The following is an 18,036-nucleotide window of genomic DNA, read 5'->3' as shown; positions in this document are numbered from 1 at the left end:
GCCTGATCTCCCCAGCTCGACTCTTGGATCAGTCTGTTAATCCCCGAGCACCACGACCTGTCATGTTGTTGTAATGGGCAATCCCGGCCAAATAGCTTCCAGACATAGTGGAGCCAGACCTCGCAGACTCTGTGACAGTGTTGATCATATGATCAACGAACTCTTGATTTTGCTGTGACAGTACAGGCGCCCCAGACTGATCTCGTTTGATACTGCCGTCCTGGTTCTTTTCGGCGTATGTTGCAGCGAGAGACTGAATTGCTGCTTCCCGCTCAGAGCTGTTCCCCAGTGTATCGAAGGAGTGTGCGTATACCTGTGCTTGTTCATGGGTAAGTCCACGAGAAACTGCCTCCTCGTAAAACTCCTTTCGGAAGTCGGTTCCGTAGGTCTCTTCGAACTTCTTGACAGCGGCTTCACCGCCAGTTTCGAGCGCGTGGCTCATCGCGGCCTGGTAGACCATACCCTTTTCATCAAGCTTCATACCTTGAAGGTCATTGAAACGAATCTCACCTTTGGCCAGCTCTATGCCCGCTGCCGTTGCTCCCATAATCGAGCGCCCAGCGCTCGATAGACCGGACAGAATCTTACCGCCCAGCCCGGAGCTGGCCAGCTCTTGGTCGCTCATTCTGGCAGCACTCACAACCTCTTGACGGAGGGTCGGATCACTCTTTAGGGCCTCCAACCGCTCATCGAAATTAGCGTTGGCGACAGTCATGCCTTCACTTGTTGCGCTGAAGACGCTTTCGCCCAAGTTTTCTGCTTGGGTCATTCGGCGCTGAACCCAGTCATTGGCATTCTCTACGCCGCCGTAAAACTCGGCAGCACCCATACGGCTGTACGCTGGCCCGTTGTTGAGTAATTGGCGACGAGCCTCAGTTTCTGCCGCAGCATTGGTTTGTTGCTCCCAGGTGTTCGCGGTAGCCCGGACCGCAGTGTTGTTCGCTGCTCCTTCCCCTGAGATTACAGCAGGTGTATCCGCTGTCGTTGTGGGATCGCTATATTGAGGATACCCAGCAGTAGGAACCGCTATACCCTTCGCGGGCGCAACGCTCTGCCGCACTTGCTGAGCATTGGTTTCGGCCTGTTGACGTAGGTCACCGTTGTTAACGGGCGCTATTCCTTTGTTAACTGCATAGTCGCCAGCCTGGCCAGTGTTGAGTCCCATACCAAGGCCCACGGAGGCTACAGCAGCATTGAAGTTGCGCTGATATTGTTCGTCGCTTGTGCCTGCATGATTGTTTGAGTTTTGAAGAGCCTTGATCCTAGCAGCAGCAAGCGCTGATCGCTGGTCAAGACCATATCCACCTTCTGTGGATGGTGAGCTATACCGTTCATATAGTCGCTGAGCTTCCGATTTCGTTTCAGCACTGACCCCACCTGTATTCCAGTAGTCATTCAGTTGCCTCATCGCCTGATCATTGCCCGCAACCTGAGATCCGACATCCCTAAGCCGCAGGTTGTTCATCGAGCCGTACTGTTGGTTCATTGAAGAAGCGGTTGAATAACTCTCGCTGCTGCTGACGACATCCTGTGCGCTTCGGGTCAGCGATTGGGTGTCCGTTTGCCCAAAGGACTCACTTATTGCTTCCTTTTTGCCCGTTGAGATGGCCTGAGCCAAGTTGTTTGTGACTTGAGATTGCTCAGATTGGCTAAACTTTAGTGCGTCTGAGATCGCGGCGCTGTTAACATTGTTCGTGCTGCGAGTGTCAGCGGTTTCCTTATTCGCGCCAGCCGAAAGCCCAACATTACCTTTCAACCCCACACCAGTAGTCTTCGAACCTGCAGCCGTTCGTTTCGCTTGGTGTGCTGCGCTTCTGGTTCCCTGTGCTTTCGTTCCAGGAGGAGAGCCTTTTTCCGGATCAACCGGAATGCTCTGACTTCCACCTTCACTGACCATCGCGGACTGCGCAAGCTGTGTCAGGAGGCTTGTGCCTACTTCACCGGAAATAGCGCCACTAGCAACAGCCGACACAATCCCTTTAACTGCATCGGAGTGCTGTGAGCCAATCGAGCTGTTTTGCAAAATTTGATTGGTCCGCTCATTTACAACGCCCTGAGTCGTTCCATGCGTGGCGGAGTGTGTTCTACCCAGCGAAGCAGCTCTTTCATACGTTTGGTTGTCCATTCTCCCACTGGAAAATGATGAACCCAGAGACTGCGCAAATGACTGTTGTGATTGTGACATGCGCTGGTGTGCAGATGACGCCATGCTGCTAAGGCCGGTACCAAAGGAGATCGTGCCCATCAGACCTGCAGCACCGGACGCAGCCATACCCGTAACGTCATTGTACTCGTGAGAGGCTTGGTTCTGCATAATCGGGCCATTGCTAACCAGGTCTCTGCTCTGAACCTTCTCGTCAATATGGTCCTTGCCGCTGATGCGGCCTGCAAGACTGGTGAAGGCAAAGGTGGAGCCTGTTACTACGAACAAGGAGATAAGTGGTGTAGAAGCGGCCAACATACCGCCTGTCGCCACCCAATGTTGTAGTTGATCGCTTGCGGTGCTGAGGGCATAGATCGACGATATTTCGCTGCCAATGCTAGACATCTCATTTCCAGCGGCGGTATGGATGTAGAGGTTAATGATCGACATGACTGGCATCCAAAGCTGTATCCAAAGCAAGGTCTGGAAATAGCGGCCTGCGAGCCCGGCACCAAAGCTGCCAAGAACGATCAGAAAACCCATAAGAGGTGTAATCGCGTATACGAATCCTTCGAAGAAGGTCATCATGGGGCGGACTATCGTCATGAACATGGATTGTTCCGCTGCCCATTGTGTGTTCCTCTGCTGGATGGCCTGGTTGATCATTGTGGCTGATGCCATGTCTTGGAAATCCGCATATCGACCCTGAGCCGCCTCGTAATAGATGGGCTCAATGACAGCTGCCGTCAGGTACTTTGTTCCTGATGTGGAGGTAATGCCCAGCATACCCAGACTATTCGTGATTGCTCCTTGACCCGAAATTCCGGTGTAGGTGTTGTCAATTCCCAGGACGGTAAGTATGGCATCGGACATAGGCGCACTGCCGAGTGCAGTGTTGGTCGCATCCACCAGCCGAGGGTAGGCTTCCGAGCAGGTGTAGTCGGTACCGCCTGCACTACCAAGGTATAGTCGGGTGCCGTAAAGGCTCGAATTGAAGCGCAATGCTTCCGGGAGCTCCCCAGCCATCACATCATCAAGGCTTCTATCTTCCAGGTCTATAGCGGTAAGAGTGCATTCCCGGATGTAGTTGTTCCATGACTTGCGTACGTCCGCATCGCTACCAACCGCCATATTCATGGCTTGATACACTGGAGTGCTTGCGATGCGTTTACGAGCATCGTTCAGGATTTTCAGTGACTCGGCGAAATGGGTTTCAGTCACATAAGGCACAATGGCACCGTAACCCTGTTCGAACAGGTTTGTAATGTTGTACCCCACCGCAGAAATGATTCCGCCAGCCGCTCCGATTCCAAGGGGAACGTTGTCTACAACACGCACCTCGCCAGTATATGAATCTTCTATTAGTACAGTAGTGGTCGGAATGAAGAGGCATGCGTATAGGAGGTAGCCGACCAGGATCTGTTGGAAATTGATCTGTTTAGCTCCTTGAAACACACTTTGAACAAAGATAAAAATCACTCCGAGTAGAAGGCCAACGCTGACCATCTGCTCGAATGACCCCATGGAGGTCACCATGGCTACTGCCATGAGGATCTGCTCCAGAAAGGCCGCATCCCCGACCGAAAATATCTCAAATGACATGATGCTTACTCCTTGGTGCGCTGTGGGGATGTCAGAGTGCTGAGGGTGTACCGTTGCTTCCGAAGGTTGTCGAGCATGCTGTTGTAGTGAGTGATGAGGTCCGCTACGTCACCAAATTGGGCGCGAAGCTGATGGTAGTCGTTACGCACCTTGTCTTGGGACTTACTGATCAATTCAAACGCCTTGGACTGATGAGGCGCTTTGGACTGGCTTACCACTAGGCTAACAGCGCGGAACAGCTCTTCCGTCGTTGTGTAAACCATGGTCAACGCAATGCTGTTGGAAGCTTTGAGGGCGAAGATCCGTGAAGCGTCTTCAGATAGCACGGAAAGGTTACGGACGATGGTGCCTGCTCCGGCGGGCAGGTTGGATATGAATGCCTTTTCACTGGCATTCAGAGTTCCCTGATTCCGAGCAAATTTCGCGATGATGCCGATGTTCGATCCGGTGCCAAGAAGCATGTCCTCGACCTTTTTGCCAAGCCCTTCGATGTTGGCTGTTCGTTCTCCAGGCTCCAGACATTTGTCCGCTGTATCACAGTCATAGATTTTTACGCTGCCGCCTTCCAAGATTGCCCGCAGAATGTTCGGCTTCGCCGGTTTCGTTACCAATGGCAGGGTTTTACTGGCATCAGCAGGATCGCCAACATGGTCGGGATCTGCAATCGGGGGCTGGCGGATAATTGTTCCGGTGAGGCTCATCATGGTCTCCAGCAATGCGTCATCACCGTAGGTGAACCAGTTCTTTGCGTTCTGCTTCTTGAGCTGTTGCCACACAATGTTGCCAATGAGCTCCCGCCGTAGAAGCTCGCTCTCGCTCATCTGCTCTTCTGGCGTTTTTCCGGTTTCGGTCTCCTCGCGAGCACTGAACACATCCGTGACCACACCCGTGACAGTTGCTGCAATTGACGCATCTGTCTTGCCTTTCATCTCGAACGAAGAGGTCGTGTCATTCACGATACCTTGTGCAAGCTGACACGAATTGCCGAGGTGTTGGTTGAGCGCCTGAATTTTCTTCTGGAATGCCTCGATGTGTTTGGCACAGTCTGGACAGACATTATCGAGAGCAAGCTGAAAGGCATACCCTTTGGCATTTGCAGCTACCTGACGGAGCAACTGCACAATCTGTTCCGCCGAAACGAAGCTGAATGAGCCGTTGAACATATCGATGCCGCCGCAGCCACCTTTCCAGGAGGGAGGCGCGAAGCTGATCAGGTTCTCGTCGAAGATTTTTGATTTGGCGGTGTATCGTCCACCAGAAAGAACGCCGCGCCTCTGTGTTTCAAAAACGCCAGGTGTTGTGGTGTTGCTCATATCACCAAAGAAGCTGTCCATCTCGTCTTGGAGATCGGCACGGCTTATCTCAGGGACAGCCAACGTAGCAAGCGAAAATGCTATGCTGAACGTCAACGTTTTGATGCTATAGCGTATCGGTTTCATCTCAGCGCTCCTGGCGAAGTCTGTGCCTAATAAACTCACTCAGCTGATCTGGTGGGATGAAGTTACTCCCCGAGCCACTGACAGCTTTTGCCATATCGGAGATCTCGTAGGAATGAGCATCCAAAATGGCCGCGATATTGTTGTCCAGATTCATGATGGGCTTTGTTTTATTGAACTCTTCATCGCTAATCCAGCCTCGGCGTTTTGCGACCAAGATGATTCGATGCTTCAGGTCCGCCAGGGATAGAACACCTTGAGCGATAGGTTCCACTTCCCGCTCTGCCGATACTAAGTACAGCGCTGGGAATACTTCGGCTCCCAGCCTTTCGGCTTGCCCTTTGTCAGCCCGGAAGTTCGGATAAATACCATCGGGTAGGGGCTTTCCATCTACTGAGATGGGGAGAATCGTAAAGCCATCGCGCATTTCAAGCATCTTGAGGATTGGGGCCTGTACGCGACTGGTATCTGAGTCCGATCTGAAGAAGAAGAAAATGCCTGCTTTTTGCGCAATCTTACGAGCGATCTCGTCTTTCTGTTGTCCCGCCCACCGATCTAACTTTTGAGAAGCAAAGGTGGCAGATGGTCTGCGCGTTTCCTCGTCCAGAAAGGGATCCCCAACGACGGCAATCTCTGCGGTATCCGCAAATTGCTCACTTCGGTCCATAGCGTACCGTTGCAGGTACATATATGTGCGGACGTTCTCTATTGTTGGGTTATCCCAGGCCGCGTCACGGTACCTCGGCAGATTTTCCCGGAACCAGGCAGCGGAGAATACCGGTGGCCCTTCAGATGATGAGGGCGCAGGTTCGACCGATTGGGATTCCTGCTTGGGAGCTGCCGCCACCGGTGGCTCAGGCTCTTCGGGCTCCGGTATGTCCTCTGGGATCTCTTCGTTGTACCAGAACCAACCTTCCGATTTCCGTTCATAGAATCCCGATGGCTGGTCTATCTCCTGTGCAACAGCCACGGGGGTGAGCAGGCTCGCCCCCAGGGCTATCAATATGACTTGGTGTGTTCTCAGCATAAGTTCGGGCGTAGTTCATGGATGTTAGCTGAGAATGGTACTGGAGTCGCTTTGCTGGGCAGGCACCTCAAACCGCCCATAATGGGCGAATAGAGCCGGATGGTGTGTTTTTCTAAGCCGCTGGGGGTGGCCCCGTCAGCTCGCTTCCTGGCCGCGATGCCTTTAGCGTAACGTAGGATCAGTCCTACTGAATGATTTATCACCAAGGTTCTCATGGCCCTTGTACAAGCCACGTATAGAAGGTTTATCTCATCCTGGCGGTTTTCGGGCTCAAGCTCTGGGTCGAATATGTCAGGAAAATCATCGGCCAGTACCACGCTTTCCCATTCTAGACCTTTGCTGCGATGCGCAGTCGAGACCGTGACATCGGCATTCTGCTCATTCGTTACAGTCTGCTCCAGCATCGTGCCGATTAGTCTGGGAACATCATCGCAGCTCTTCAGGAGTGATATTGCCCTGAGCATCTCCGGATCTTTTGTGGCTTTGGCAATATCTTCGTAGTCCTCGAAATCTCGGTAGTCTTTGAGTTGCTTCGGGTTTCGAATATTGTCGAACTTGCGGATAGCGAACCAGAACAGGTCTTCCAGCTCAGCCAGTTGATAGGATTGTACGCCGCCCACCCAATAGACCTTTTTGCCCGCCATGGCAGACATCATGGCCGATTGTATGACCCCAATGACTGTCCTCGATAGAACAGTGTAATGACCGGTCTCTGGCGGTAGAGTGGTTACCACCTGATCTTGCTTTCCTCGACCAATGACTGGCTTGGTTTCTTTCTTCAGCATCAGGAGTGCATTGGCAACCATCGCGACTTGCGGGCCAAATCGGAAGCTGTGTGTGAGATACATTGTATCTGCATTCCGAAGGAGGGGGCTTGGAGCGCGTTGCTTGCACCTCGAAATCGGTAGATCTGTTGGTGGTCGTCGCCCACGTAGATCACTTTGCACTTTTGCTGGAGAACGATGTGATTGGTTACCGGGTTGGAGTCTTGGGCTTCATCAAACAGAATTGTGGTGTAGTGGCGAGCAAGGTTGGGCAGGCTTAACTGAAATAGCTTCAAGTATGCATCGTGGATGATGGGGAAAGGATCATCCACGTCGGTCATTCGCTGCCAAATCAGTTGCGCGCCATCGAGCACCTGAGCTTGATACATGACCTCGTTCCTGGTCTTCACCTGAACGCGCTCCGAGCGGCAGAAGTGGACATCGAGGATGCGTGGGTCAGCACTCGACATGAATGCGTTCATCGCCGCCAGGATGTCTTTTGCCAGCGTCCAGTTGGGCGACGGTAATGTCTGGGCGATGTCTGTTAGCCGGAGGTTGTTCTTCAGTTTATGGCTGTACTGACGACCGATGATTGCAAACGCGATCTGATGCGAGGTCTTGCAGTCCACATTCGCGGGGAACTTCACCAGAGCTTCATCTCGTATGGCTCTGTTGTAGGCCAGGTAGAGGATCCGCTCCTGCGGATTGCGGAGGGCGTATTTCACCAGTGTCGAAGTTTTCCCGCTCCCTGCATAGGCTTTGACAACCAGTCGTGCCCCTTGGTAGTCAGTGATAAGGGCCTGCTCAGGGGTATCAGGCGAGAGCTGTTCAAGCGTTACGCGGCCCACGTTGACCTCCCGGTAGTTGACGGTTGGCGGTGGTAGATTTGCATCGTCTGAACAAACTGCTTCACGCGAGCTTCGGCGGGCGGGATCAAAGCCTCGCAGTCCTCGTTTGACCACCAATTGGGAGCTGTCTTGTCGGATACGTCCCGGACCCACGCGTGCATTACCGTCAGCCAGTACAAGGCAGAAGGGCTGTGTCTCTCCGCCAAGGCAACAGCCACGTTGACCTGTTCAAGTAGCCCACCTGCTTGGGTGGCCCATGACTCGTTGTATTTTGCGTATCGCTTCCCACGGGGCATGATTACTCCTTCTGTACGGGATCATCACCAGACTCCTTGTCAGCTGCGGACTCTTTCTTGGCCTTGCGTTCAGCGGCGAGCTGAGCTTTGGTGGCGTCAAGTTTCTCGACGGTCTCCTCCAGCTTGGATTCGAGCTGTGCCGTCTGCCGGTCCTTTTCCTTGAGCTGTCCCGCGAACGTCGCATTATCCTCAGCGAGCGTGCGGATCTCTTTCTGGGCTTCCACCAAAGCCGAGGCTTTCTCGCTGTCCTGCTGTTGCAGCTGGTGAACCTGGTCAGTGAGAGCTTCATTCTTGCTCTTCTGCTCGCGGAGTGACGCCTCTGTATTTGCCTGTTTTTGGCTCAAACGCTCGATTTCCTGCTTTTTTTGCTCCTGGTCGCGATACAGGTTCGTTACCTCAGTGTTGAGCCGGGTAACCTCTTCCAGTTTGGCCTCATACTTTCCAGTGAGCGTGTCCAGTTTGCCCTCGAACTTGTCCGTGACCGCCTCCAGCTTCTTCTCCAATTTCGCCGACTCCTGCTCTGCACGCTCCAGAGCAGCGGTGCGCAGGGCGAGCTGTTTCTCGACTTCCTGTCTGGCGGCTATTTCACGTTCATGGGCTTCGCGGCTCATCTGGAGCTGCTCCTCCAGGTCGGCAATTCGGTTGGTCGCGTCGTCCGACTGATCAACGACGCGCTGGATCTCCTCTTCCAGCTCGGTTGCCCGCTGGCTCAGGGCTTCGCGTTCCGCCTGGAGTTCGTCGTGCTCACGCTGTCGGGCATTGAGCCAGAGCTTCCTGACGAAGTTATGCGCTTCTTTGGCGATCACCTCGGGCGTCTCTTCGTCAGTCTGCTGCGCTGCCGAAGGTGTCTCGGAGCTGCGCTGCACTTCCCAGGACTTGAGGTGTTTGCCGATGGTGGTATAGCTGCCGCGTCCAAGGATTCGATGAATGGCAATGGTGGAGGGCTGCTGCCCTTCCTCCAGCATCATCTCTGCCGCTTCGTAAACATCAGCCTCTGACACCAGCTTACGGGCCATCGCCACTCTCCTTGTTTTTAATAATCTTACGGTAATTACAGTAATTATTACTATTTTACACGAGTAGCGAGAGCGACGACAGCGATATTTGTGCTCGCGGTACAACATGCGGGATCGCCCGCGCACTGCCGGGACGTGAACGGAGGGAGGATATGGGGGAGCGATGCGCCTCCCCTCAATCGGGGAAGGCTTCAATCGTAATACCGGCGAAGGTGCCCAGTATCTCGGAGGCTACCCGGTCCGCTCGGGTCTTGCGCCGTGCCGTCGCGTCAAAGGTGCTGATCATCTTCAGCTTCAGATCGGCGTCCTGCAGCACGATGATCGGCATGGGCGCCGTGACCGTTTTCACCGCGCCGCCGAACATGATGTTGGCCGCAGGCTGAACTTTGACGTGTCGGCGCACCCTGAGGCGCGGCTCCGGCGTCGCGGAAACCTTCTGGATCAACTGCTCCAGCGGCAGCTGGTGATCGGGGCCTGAGTGCTCCAGATCTTCGTGGATGCGCTGAAGCAGCTCAGCCTTGTTGGGTTTCACCAATGCATCTTTACGCTGCCACGAGAAGCGTATCGAGGTGACGTTTTCGGTGCCGTAGCAGCGGATCTGCCGGTAGAGGTGTAACGTCATAATGCCGGGACACGCGGCCCTGAGCGCTTCGAACCGTTCGTTCCGGGTGTGGTAGGTGGTCGTCACGAAGTCCTCGATGGCAGCCTTTGCGCCGTTGATACGCTCGACCAGCTCCTCGATCTCGCGTTTCGCCCCGGTCTGGGTAGGGGAGAGCCAGAGCACCCCGACCGTTCGCCTGGCGGTCTTCTGGGAGTAGCGTGGATTGTTGTGCAGGTCCTGGTAGCAGGCCGCCGCGAGCTCGATGGCCTCGGTGCCGCTGTGTTCGGTCACGACAATCCGCTGAACCGGTTCGTGCTCCATGCCGCGAGGTGTATTGGGTAGCGGCGCCACCAGAGCCGCCCGGTGGGAGAGGCGTCGGAGGAGGGCGGTCAGTGATGTGAGGTCTCGGTCTATGGCCGAGTATTGTTCCGCAATGAAATCCGTCATGTTGGCGCGATCCTGTGCTGATGTGCTGTTGATAGACAGCACGTATTATAGGTACATTTTAGACCATCATGCAGAGTGGAGTAGGGCGGTGTTCTGTACCCCCCTGTTGGGCCTCCCCCTGGGCGACCCGCGTGAAATTAGATTGAGAAAGAGAGAAAAAGAGAGAGAAAGAAGAGGGTCGGGCTACTAGGTTGTGTGGGAAGTGAGCAGAGCTCGGGTGGCTTGTATACATTACCTTGCATGATGGTCTAATATGTCGCATCAGAGCATCATCCGGTGGTTGGTTATTCTGGCTTGCGGTGTTGCCGGTGTTGGTATGGCAGGGCCTGGCTTTATGCCAGGCCAATGGATGGGAGAGGCTTCACACAGGTCAGTAACTGAAGCCCATACTGCTCGGCCAAGTCGTCTGCTCTCATGTTAAGCAAATTCGCTACATCATAGATGCTGTACCCCAGCTCCATCAACATGATGTGTATGAACGTCGCTCTGGCGATCTCGAAGTTCAGTATCTTCTTGATCCCGGCGTGGGACGCCCATTCGCCGAGTTCAGGGTTTTTCCAATCTTGATGTTCCAGTCCCTCGAACACTCTATCAGGATCAGTCTTACGCTCCCCTATGCTCTCAACCGCTGGAACGCTCAGGTAATGCTTTGTTGAACCGTCTCGCCTCTTGTAGCCAAGCTCAATGTATGGGCATTTTTCGTCCTCTATCCGAACCTGGCTCCAGGTAAGTGTCACAATATCCAGCCACTCCACTCCCGAGCAGCACGCAAAAATAAATGCCCGAGAAAGCGAATTTGTTTGACCGTTCAAGGTGCTGCGAAGCCCCTGCAATTCTGCTAGGTTGAGGGCTGAATCTAGGCTCATTTTCATTGGGTTTGTCCTCGTTACCGTAATGAAGGCTACAACCTAACACTCTCTGAGAGAGTCAGGATATAGTTGCAAAACAAAAGCAGATAAAAGCAGCCTTATAGAACTGCAAGGGCGTTCCGTACCATCCAGTGTGCTTCCCGAAGCCGACCGCTCGCATCGGAAAGCCTCACCCTCCATGGGCCGTTAGTTCAGCTAGGTGAATAGCTCAGGTCCTGACATCTACCGTTCGGTTTGAGAACGATCAAATCTACGGCAATAACCGCCGTGTTTTGTGTTATCGGTAAACCATGTGCCAGTGGGGCATCACCGTCCAAGAGGCGCTAGGTGAACAACCGACATCCTGACATCAGCCGTTCTGTATACTTTGTAATCACTGCGATATAATGAAATCACATCAAGGCGAACGTGTCAGAAGTGTAGTGCCATGTCCATCTCAGCCAACGTCCTACAGCGCATACAGCGGATGAAGCGAGGGGTTCCCTTCTCGATCAGCCGGTTCTATGAGCTGGGCAGCGAAGCCGCCGTGCAAAAGGCCATGAGCAGACTGGCCGAAGACGGGATCATTGAGCGCGTGGCCAAGGGGATGTACGTGCGCCCGAAACCCCTACCCAGTATTCCTTCCATCAAGGTCAAAACCAGTGCCGTGACCGTCGCCCGCGTGTGGGCCAAGGAGCATCGCTACACTCTGGTGCCCCAGGGGTTGGAAGCGGCCTATCGCCTCGGCTTGCAGACTCAGGCGCCGATGAAGACGATCTTCTGGAGCGATGGCCCAAGTCGCACTTTTTCCGTGGGAAACGAGGTTGTTGAAGTGCGGCACATCGCCAAGCAGAAGCTGCGCTGGAGTGGCAGACCTGAGGGTGAACTGCTTCGCGGACTGAGTGTAACCCCTCCCACGGCGGTTGGATTGCCAGCGCTACGAAAAGCGTTCAGGCGTTTGGGCCTGACACGCTCAGAAAGCCATGCCGTTGTGGAACGGCTCAAGTCTTCGTCCTTGCCGAAAGCCTGGCAGGAGAAGCTCGCTGAACTGGAAACAAGGATGCCCGCCTGAATGGATGTATTCGAACTGTATGCAGATGCCAGCAAGCATGGTGAATTGAAGGCTCTAATCGAGCTCGGGGCACAAGAGCACCCCACCGGCCTCGCCCAGAGCTTTCTTGAGAAAGACATCTGGGTCACGGAGATCCTAAGACTGCTCTACGATGAGAAGCTGCTGGGTGAATGGGACATTGCCTTCAAAGGCGGTACCGCCCTGAGCAAGTGCTGGGGCGCCATCGAACGCTTTTCTGAAGACATCGATCTATCGATCCATTGGGCCGACCTGGCACTGGCAGATGACGAAGACGCCACCTGGCATAAGACAACAGAAAAACGAGCCCAACGCGACCGGTTCCGCAAAGCCCAGGACAAATTGCTCACCGCGTGGACCACAGAGTTAGTCGAACGACTGAATACCCGCTTGGCTGTGTATCGCATCGAGGGCCTCAGGGCTGAACTGGAAGCGGACTCTGGCGGTGAAAAGGTTGATATTCATTTCCCCCGCGTAACCGCTAATGACAATGCCTACCAGCTCGATCATGTGCTGCTGGAGTTTGGTGGTCGTAATCGGGGGCGTCCTACATCTCCACACACCATTCAGACCTACCTGTCTGAAGTACCCCAGATTGCTGAAGCACTTGCACTTCCAATCGGGACAGTAGTCGCGTATGACGCCGGTTACATCTTGTGGGAAAAGCTCACAGCCCTGCACCAGTTTTCGACGCAAGAGAAGACTCCGAATTTCAATCGTCTGGCACGTCACTGGTACGACGTGAACTGCCTGCTTCAGCAGGAGGGATTTGCCAAGCCTCTCGACGAAGAACAGGCCATGAAAGACGTGGTAGAGATGAAACGCCTGCGCTACTCGCAGAGAGGAGTCGATTACGAAGCCGTCCTTAGGGGCGGGCTCCAGCTAATACCGGACGATGCCCGATTGGCAACAATTAGGGAGGATCACCAGGCCGCTGTTGAGGGGGGCATGTTCTTCGCCGAACCTGATCCGTTCGAAACCATTATCGAGCGCCTGCGAACGTCACAGGACACCATCAACGAGGCGCTATTCGACACCGACGAGAGTTGATCTCAGCCCCCGGACAGGTCTCGGAGACGCTATTTGGGGCCTGCATCCACAAGAGTTCAGAGGCGCAGCAAGAGGATAGAGAGTTGAGGAAAGGAATGCTCGCCCGATGGGGGCGGATTATGGGTACAGGGATGATCTTTGCAGTGCTGGGAGTGCCAGGTAATGCTGCGGCCTTTGAGCTTGGTGTATGGGAATGCAGTTACTCAGATGGTATCGGGGCGACGATTGTTATCGCTTCTGACCACTACATCACAACGACCTACCGACGAAGTGACGAGAAAATCTTGTCCACCAAAAAACAAAGTGGCTCACCGAGTCCTATGATGGGCCCAGTCTCCAGCTTCGTAGCTATGAAAAAATTGGGGATACCGATGTGATGAAGTATGAGCAACTGCTCATCATGAAGGACCAGAAGGCGTTTGGCTACCAACTGGCAACCATTGCGCAGCCCTCTTGGGCCGAACCATCAGAGTATGAGCTGATACGGTCAGCTTACAACCTTTATACGGACTGTACCAAACAGTGAACCAACTTCCGGCTCTCCCTCCCGCATGTCGGTAATAAAACAAATCATCATCACCCCTTATGATCCACCCCAAGCTTTCCGCCTTTTCTGACGCCTGCAGTACGGCTTCTATGACTTCAGCCTGACAGTCCGCGCCCTTGGCGGGTGACTATGGGAGGCGGCTTGGGAGATGTGAGAGGGGCCGGTGGGGTTCCCTGTTCTATCTGTACACAAAGCTGAGGCCGACGCCTACCAAGGTACCCAAGGAGAACCACCAGACGGTCCCAAGCCGGATGTTGAGTGATTGGAGTATTTCTGAAAGCCTCGACTCCAGCGAGTCGATGTCAGCCTTGGTCACTGGCTCGCCGGTCGGCGAGAACGTCGTAACCTCTTTGCCCCCAGCCCACTCCTCAGTCGGCGCCAGCTGCTCGATATCAGCTTCTGTTAGAGGTCCACCGGGCGGTGAGGAGCTTTTATCGTCTTCGTCCTTAAACCAGTCAGGGTGTTTCTTGGCGAAGTCCTCACGGACGCCGTTAAAGAGATTTGCCGCCATCAGATCCGCGTGCTTGTCGTTTTTGACGACCGCCCACGCAACATCGTGCAGTGCCTGCCTTGTGTCCGCCCGCTGCCACATGAAGTGGTTATGGAGCATCTGTTGGAGGGCGAGCTCGCCGTTCTCCTCGTAGGCCATCTGGATCTGGTCGGGGGACAGGTCGGTGAAAGCGTAGACGGCGGCCTGGAACGCCACATCCTCGCTCTCCAATAGCGTTGACTCCAAGTAAGTAAGGGTCTTTCGAGAGGGCGAGCTTCGCCAGCCCCTTGCGGACACCCTGGTAGTCCGACAGGTAGCCCCTCTCGTTATGCTCACTCTCGCGCTTTGAGGACTCCTCGTCCTGGGGGAACCAGCGGGCAGCGAGCTCAAGCGGTTTATCGATGGAGTGAGCTTCGGGAAACACTTGGTAGTAAAGCTTGCTCAGGACAGAAGCCCATTGGCGCGAGACGGGTGCGGTCGCTGCCAGCTTCCATGCCGCGCCGAAGACTTTCTCGTAGCTATTATATTCGGCGAAGCCATCCATATAGCTATCGTCGTAGGGGGTCTTCATCCGGTCGTTCGTGCTTAGCGCGACGAGGGCAATTAGCCGCTGTCTCTCGGAAATGGCCTGCCAGTATGCGCCACCTTCGAGAAAGCCCTGCAGGAAGTCGTCCTCAAGCTTCGGGTTCTCAAACAGGGCGAGTAGCTCCTGATCACTTGCTGTGCCGAGATACGACGCTAGCTGCCCGTCATGGTCAAACAGGATTCTGGGGAACATCCCCAAATCATCTCTGCCGATCACGCGATTGGACAGCACCGATAGACGTAGAGCCATTTCGGTCGGCTCTTTGAAGAACAGGGTTTTAGCGGTATCTGAATGCCGGCAGTGTCTGGCAAGTGCCAGTTCGATCAGCGTATTCTCTCGATCCAGCAGGGACTTCTCAAACTCCTCGTCGCCTTCTTCTGCTAGCTCATCAGCGGAGAGCCGAGAACCACGCTCCTTCAAATATGCAGCGACAGCCTCGGGGCTGCTTGCTATCAGCTCCGCTTCCTTGATCGTATCTTCAACTCTTCTCACGCCCGTTCCCTATGGTTTTGATTACGAAAAATTAGCCTTCCCGTCATCAAGGAGATGGCATTGGCACGCTCCATGAGGGGTCAGCCTGACGTGCAGCACTCCTCTTTACCATGCGTTCTGATGTTACAGATTTCGGTCCATCCAGGCAGCTTGCCGGAGCAGAGCGATCGCATCGGAAGGCGTCACCTTCCAAGCTTCTGAGAGGCGCCTGACAGCGAAAACGGCCAGCTCTAGTCGGTTATCTGGTGTCAGGAAATGCTGCAACTGGTGGCCGCGCTCCGCCATCACAATCGCGGCGCCGTCTTGGCCGTTGTTGTAGACGGCGATGCTCTTATTCCGAGCGTCGCCGTGGTACGCGCCGTTCATCTGCTTTCGCAGGCCAAACAGCACGCCACAGAAGGCGACCAGCTCGCCCCGTGTAAGCTGGACAATGGTTTTCTCAGCCCAGTTCGGTGCAGCACCAGGTTGATGGATGGGGGCAATTTCCACGCTCAGGGTCGGATATTGCCCCCGCGTGAACGTGTACTGAATGTTTATGGCCGTTCGCTTTCCTGGATCAGGGTGGCGGTCAGAATAGAACTTGAGGCTCTCTCCAAAGCTGTCAGGGCTCATGTCAGGCATCATTGCGGTGTCATCCTATGTCCAGGCGCTTGCTCGCGGCACGGAGCCGCTCGTTGCCTCGGTGATCGTATTTCTGCGTCGTGGTCAGACTGGCATGCCCCATGGCGTCTTTCACCGTGATCAGGTCTTCACCGTTTTCCAGCATCGAGGACGCAAAGGTACGCCGGAAGTCGTGCGGAGCGCATTTCTCAATCCCGGCCTCGACACGTCTCGTCTCCAAGATGTGGTAGATCGCCTGACTGCTCAGACGGGTGTAGGTGAGATCGTCAAAGCGGCGGATCCGGATGAAAAGTGGCCCAGGAATGTCCCCTCTAACGTCCTCCACCCACAGCTCCAGGCGCCGATAGGCCCCATCCGGCAGATACGCAATCCGCTCCTTATTCCCTTTCCCGATCACTTTTAGTGACCGTTCCCTGGGGTCGTAGCTGCTGTAGTCCAAATCAACCACTTCAGTTCGGCGCAGGCCACAACCCAGTAGAATCCCGAAGATGGCTGCATCTCGGACACCAATAGCCGACGAATCGCTTTCACATGTGAAAAATAACTGACGGATCTCTTCCGGTGCCAAGGCCCTACCTTTTGAGAGCCGGGAGCCACGGACATTCTTGATCTGGCGGATGTGCTGGTAGGCGTCGGTATCGATCTGTTTCAGCGTCCACGCCTCCAGCGCGACCCCTTTGAGCGCGGACAAGTAGGTGTTGATCGTCGCTGGTGCTCTATCCGCGTCCTGGAGCATCTGCCGCACGGCCTGGACATGGTGACGCCGAAGCATCCCCCAGGGGCACGTCTCAAGGTTCTCGAAGCCCATCATGCGGGCGGTGTTGTTGAGGAACGATTTCATCGTGCGCCGACTTTGCCGAGACCCCAGGCTGATCAGGTAGGCAAGGGCGGGATTTTTCTCAACGCTCGCCAGCTCAGTCGCTTCAACGGGGGTAAGCAGCCCAGCAGATTGTTCCGCTGGGACAAATTCAGGCGCTGGATCAGAGGGAGTAGGTTTCTTCCCGGCATCGACCGACCCCGAGGCGGGGACTTGGCCCAGCAACCCACTGGCATCATCGTCCAGGGCAAGCTCTCTCTCTAATTTGTCATGTTGCGCCATAGTTCCCTCTTGATCCCTGTCGATACCCGTTCAACTACCATATCTTGTGCAGCGGTGGGCGCTACGGCTCTACATGTTGCGCGTCCTAACTCTGTTCCATTGCATCGTAGTTAGCAGGCGGCACTTCGTACCGTCGCAAATCCGTGTTTGTTCTGACGCAGCAAAGCAGCGGCGTCGCGCCTTAACCCCCGAGGTGGTGGCGGACGCGTAGACCTCAGTAGTCGCTCCCTGCATAGATCCAGACGCCGGTTAGTCCACCGTCCTCGCTCGTCCAGTAGCGCCCGTAGAGCGCTATGACGGCTGAGGCGAGCAGCGAGACAGCCGCCACCAGGCGAAGCGGAAACGCCGCCTCAATCATGAACAGCTCACCGCCGAGCTGTCCGGTAAAAAGCATTTGTGCCGGTGCGACAAATAGAAGCAGTGCGGCCACTGTGAAGATCACCCTGATCATGAACCCTCCTGAGGCACGAGACGGCCTGGACGTTGGACTACCTCAACTCGTGCGCTGAAGTGGCAGTTCGTTGGCTCTCACCAGCCAAACCTTATTTCAGAAGCTCTACTTTATCAAATCACCATTTTAATAAGTAGGAATTATAGCAGTAATTACAGTATTTATGGTAATTACCAACATGTAATCGTGTGACGCCACTTGCCTGATCAAACGCTGTGACGACTCTCCCCGGATTTCAGGCAGCCGCCTTGGCGAACGCAGGTGCCCTGACACATCCTGAGACTAGCCAGGGGCCTGCGGGTATGATCGTAGGTTTGAAATGATGTGGGAGGTGCGCAGGGTACCGAGCGCCTTGCTCCCATCATGAGCCAATAGACTTTTCTTTCACATGTGAAAGAAATTCGGGCGAGCCCGGTGGAGCCCACCCAGCTTCGAACGGGCGCTCGTTCTAGATCAAGGGCAAGTACCTGTATGCCTGAACATACTGCTTTTTTATACAGATAAAGTAAGGTAGTATATTTTTTAAGCATCCAGATATGTGGTCGGATTTCGTCGAGACTCAACGCAGGAGTGTGCTCGCCC

At 54.7% G+C, this 18,036-nt stretch carries 15 protein-coding genes; 2 read left to right on the top strand and 13 right to left on the bottom strand.

From position 1 onward, the window contains the following. Window positions 1-28 precede the first annotated feature (28 nt). From ACFQDL_RS32760 to ACFQDL_RS32725, 8 genes are all read right to left on the bottom strand, one after another. Window positions 29-3,745: a conjugal transfer protein TraG N-terminal domain-containing protein gene (locus tag ACFQDL_RS32760; protein ID WP_379913618.1), complete on the bottom strand. Its 3,717-nt coding sequence runs from the start codon at window positions 3,743-3,745 to the stop codon at window positions 29-31. A gap of 5 nt (window positions 3,746-3,750) precedes the next feature. After that, entirely contained in the window at window positions 3,751-5,184 is a 1,434-nt protein-coding gene (locus ACFQDL_RS32755; RefSeq protein ID WP_379914181.1) for a conjugal transfer protein TraH, read from the bottom strand. 1 nt (window position 5,185) lies between these two features. Further along, window positions 5,186-6,208, bottom strand: coding sequence for a conjugal transfer protein TraF (traF, locus tag ACFQDL_RS32750; RefSeq protein WP_379913614.1), 1,023 nt, complete (start codon window positions 6,206-6,208; stop codon window positions 5,186-5,188). After that, complete coding sequence (locus ACFQDL_RS32745; protein WP_379914179.1) at window positions 6,202-6,993, bottom strand: 3'-5' exonuclease; 792 nt, start codon at window positions 6,991-6,993, stop codon at window positions 6,202-6,204. Before ACFQDL_RS32745 ends, traF begins: the two co-directional genes overlap by 7 nt. After that, a complete protein-coding gene (locus ACFQDL_RS32740) occupies window positions 6,993-7,820 on the bottom strand; it encodes a UvrD-helicase domain-containing protein (protein ID WP_379913610.1) in 828 nt (275 codons plus the stop codon). The genes ACFQDL_RS32745 and ACFQDL_RS32740 overlap by 1 nt, the downstream gene beginning before the upstream one ends. 298 nt (window positions 7,821-8,118) lie before the next feature. Beyond that, window positions 8,119-9,132 (bottom strand): DNA-binding protein, encoded by a 1,014-nt coding sequence (locus ACFQDL_RS32735; protein WP_379913608.1) that lies wholly within the window; start codon window positions 9,130-9,132, stop codon window positions 8,119-8,121. 175 nt (window positions 9,133-9,307) lie between these two features. Continuing rightward, entirely contained in the window at window positions 9,308-10,180 is an 873-nt protein-coding gene (locus ACFQDL_RS32730) for a DNA replication terminus site-binding protein (RefSeq protein ID WP_379913606.1), read from the bottom strand. A gap of 332 nt (window positions 10,181-10,512) precedes the next feature. Then, on the bottom strand, window positions 10,513-11,052 hold the full coding sequence (locus ACFQDL_RS32725; protein ID WP_379913604.1) for a site-specific integrase: 540 nt from the start codon (window positions 11,050-11,052) through the stop codon (window positions 10,513-10,515). Between the two features lie 424 nt (window positions 11,053-11,476). Here ACFQDL_RS32725 and ACFQDL_RS32720 point away from each other — a divergent pair, with 424 nt between their 5' ends. Together ACFQDL_RS32720 and ACFQDL_RS32715 are read left to right on the top strand one after the other, a co-directional pair. After that, complete coding sequence (locus tag ACFQDL_RS32720; RefSeq protein WP_379913603.1) at window positions 11,477-12,100, top strand: DUF6088 family protein; 624 nt, start codon at window positions 11,477-11,479, stop codon at window positions 12,098-12,100. Continuing rightward, on the top strand, window positions 12,101-13,168 hold the full coding sequence (locus ACFQDL_RS32715) for a nucleotidyl transferase AbiEii/AbiGii toxin family protein (RefSeq protein ID WP_379913601.1): 1,068 nt from the start codon (window positions 12,101-12,103) through the stop codon (window positions 13,166-13,168). A 725-nt stretch (window positions 13,169-13,893) separates the two neighbouring features. Here the strand turns inward: ACFQDL_RS32715 and ACFQDL_RS32710 are convergent. The 5 genes from ACFQDL_RS32710 to ACFQDL_RS32690 form a co-directional block, all read right to left on the bottom strand. Further along, window positions 13,894-14,364: a hypothetical protein gene (locus ACFQDL_RS32710; RefSeq protein WP_379913597.1), complete on the bottom strand. Its 471-nt coding sequence runs from the start codon at window positions 14,362-14,364 to the stop codon at window positions 13,894-13,896. Beyond that, window positions 14,315-15,283 carry a hypothetical protein gene (locus ACFQDL_RS32705; RefSeq protein WP_379913596.1) on the bottom strand — a complete coding sequence of 323 codons (969 nt, stop codon included), beginning with the start codon at window positions 15,281-15,283 and terminating at the stop codon, window positions 14,315-14,317. Before ACFQDL_RS32705 ends, ACFQDL_RS32710 begins: the two co-directional genes overlap by 50 nt. A 123-nt stretch (window positions 15,284-15,406) precedes the next feature. Continuing rightward, window positions 15,407-15,907: a hypothetical protein gene (locus ACFQDL_RS32700; protein ID WP_379913594.1), complete on the bottom strand. Its 501-nt coding sequence runs from the start codon at window positions 15,905-15,907 to the stop codon at window positions 15,407-15,409. Window positions 15,908-15,914: 7 nt separating this feature from the next. Next, window positions 15,915-17,003: a tyrosine-type recombinase/integrase gene (locus tag ACFQDL_RS32695; RefSeq protein ID WP_379914177.1), complete on the bottom strand. Its 1,089-nt coding sequence runs from the start codon at window positions 17,001-17,003 to the stop codon at window positions 15,915-15,917. A gap of 214 nt (window positions 17,004-17,217) precedes the next feature. Next, the gene (locus ACFQDL_RS32690; protein ID WP_379913590.1) at window positions 17,218-17,454 is read right to left on the bottom strand and encodes a hypothetical protein; all 237 of its coding nucleotides are present in this window, start codon (window positions 17,452-17,454) and stop codon (window positions 17,218-17,220) included. Window positions 17,455-18,036: the final 582 nt, after the last annotated feature.

Origin of the sequence: Marinobacterium aestuariivivens, from assembly GCF_042661465.1 — a bacterium.
GTDB lineage: Bacteria > Pseudomonadota > Gammaproteobacteria > Pseudomonadales > Balneatricaceae > Marinobacterium_A > Marinobacterium_A aestuariivivens.
Note: the sequence above shows the minus strand (reverse complement) of the source record. Positions and strands in the feature narration are given on the sequence as shown.

Coding starts and splice junctions, on each gene's coding strand:
- ACFQDL_RS32760 (WP_379913618.1), bottom strand. CDS start 3,745: ATGTCATTTGAGATATTTTCGGTCGGGGATGCGGCCTTTCTGGAGCAG.
- ACFQDL_RS32755 (WP_379914181.1), bottom strand. CDS start 5,184: ATGAAACCGATACGCTATAGCATCAAAACGTTGACGTTCAGCATAGCA.
- traF (WP_379913614.1), bottom strand. CDS start 6,208: ATGCTGAGAACACACCAAGTCATATTGATAGCCCTGGGGGCGAGCCTG.
- ACFQDL_RS32745 (WP_379914179.1), bottom strand. CDS start 6,993: ATGCTGAAGAAAGAAACCAAGCCAGTCATTGGTCGAGGAAAGCAAGAT.
- ACFQDL_RS32735 (WP_379913608.1), bottom strand. CDS start 9,132: ATGGCCCGTAAGCTGGTGTCAGAGGCTGATGTTTACGAAGCGGCAGAG.
- ACFQDL_RS32730 (WP_379913606.1), bottom strand. CDS start 10,180: ATGACGGATTTCATTGCGGAACAATACTCGGCCATAGACCGAGACCTC.
- ACFQDL_RS32725 (WP_379913604.1), bottom strand. CDS start 11,052: ATGAAAATGAGCCTAGATTCAGCCCTCAACCTAGCAGAATTGCAGGGG.
- ACFQDL_RS32720 (WP_379913603.1), top strand. CDS start 11,477: ATGTCCATCTCAGCCAACGTCCTACAGCGCATACAGCGGATGAAGCGA.
- ACFQDL_RS32715 (WP_379913601.1), top strand. CDS start 12,101: ATGGATGTATTCGAACTGTATGCAGATGCCAGCAAGCATGGTGAATTG.
- ACFQDL_RS32710 (WP_379913597.1), bottom strand. CDS start 14,364: ATGGCCTACGAGGAGAACGGCGAGCTCGCCCTCCAACAGATGCTCCAT.
- ACFQDL_RS32700 (WP_379913594.1), bottom strand. CDS start 15,907: ATGATGCCTGACATGAGCCCTGACAGCTTTGGAGAGAGCCTCAAGTTC.
- ACFQDL_RS32695 (WP_379914177.1), bottom strand. CDS start 17,003: ATGGCGCAACATGACAAATTAGAGAGAGAGCTTGCCCTGGACGATGAT.
- ACFQDL_RS32690 (WP_379913590.1), bottom strand. CDS start 17,454: ATGATCAGGGTGATCTTCACAGTGGCCGCACTGCTTCTATTTGTCGCA.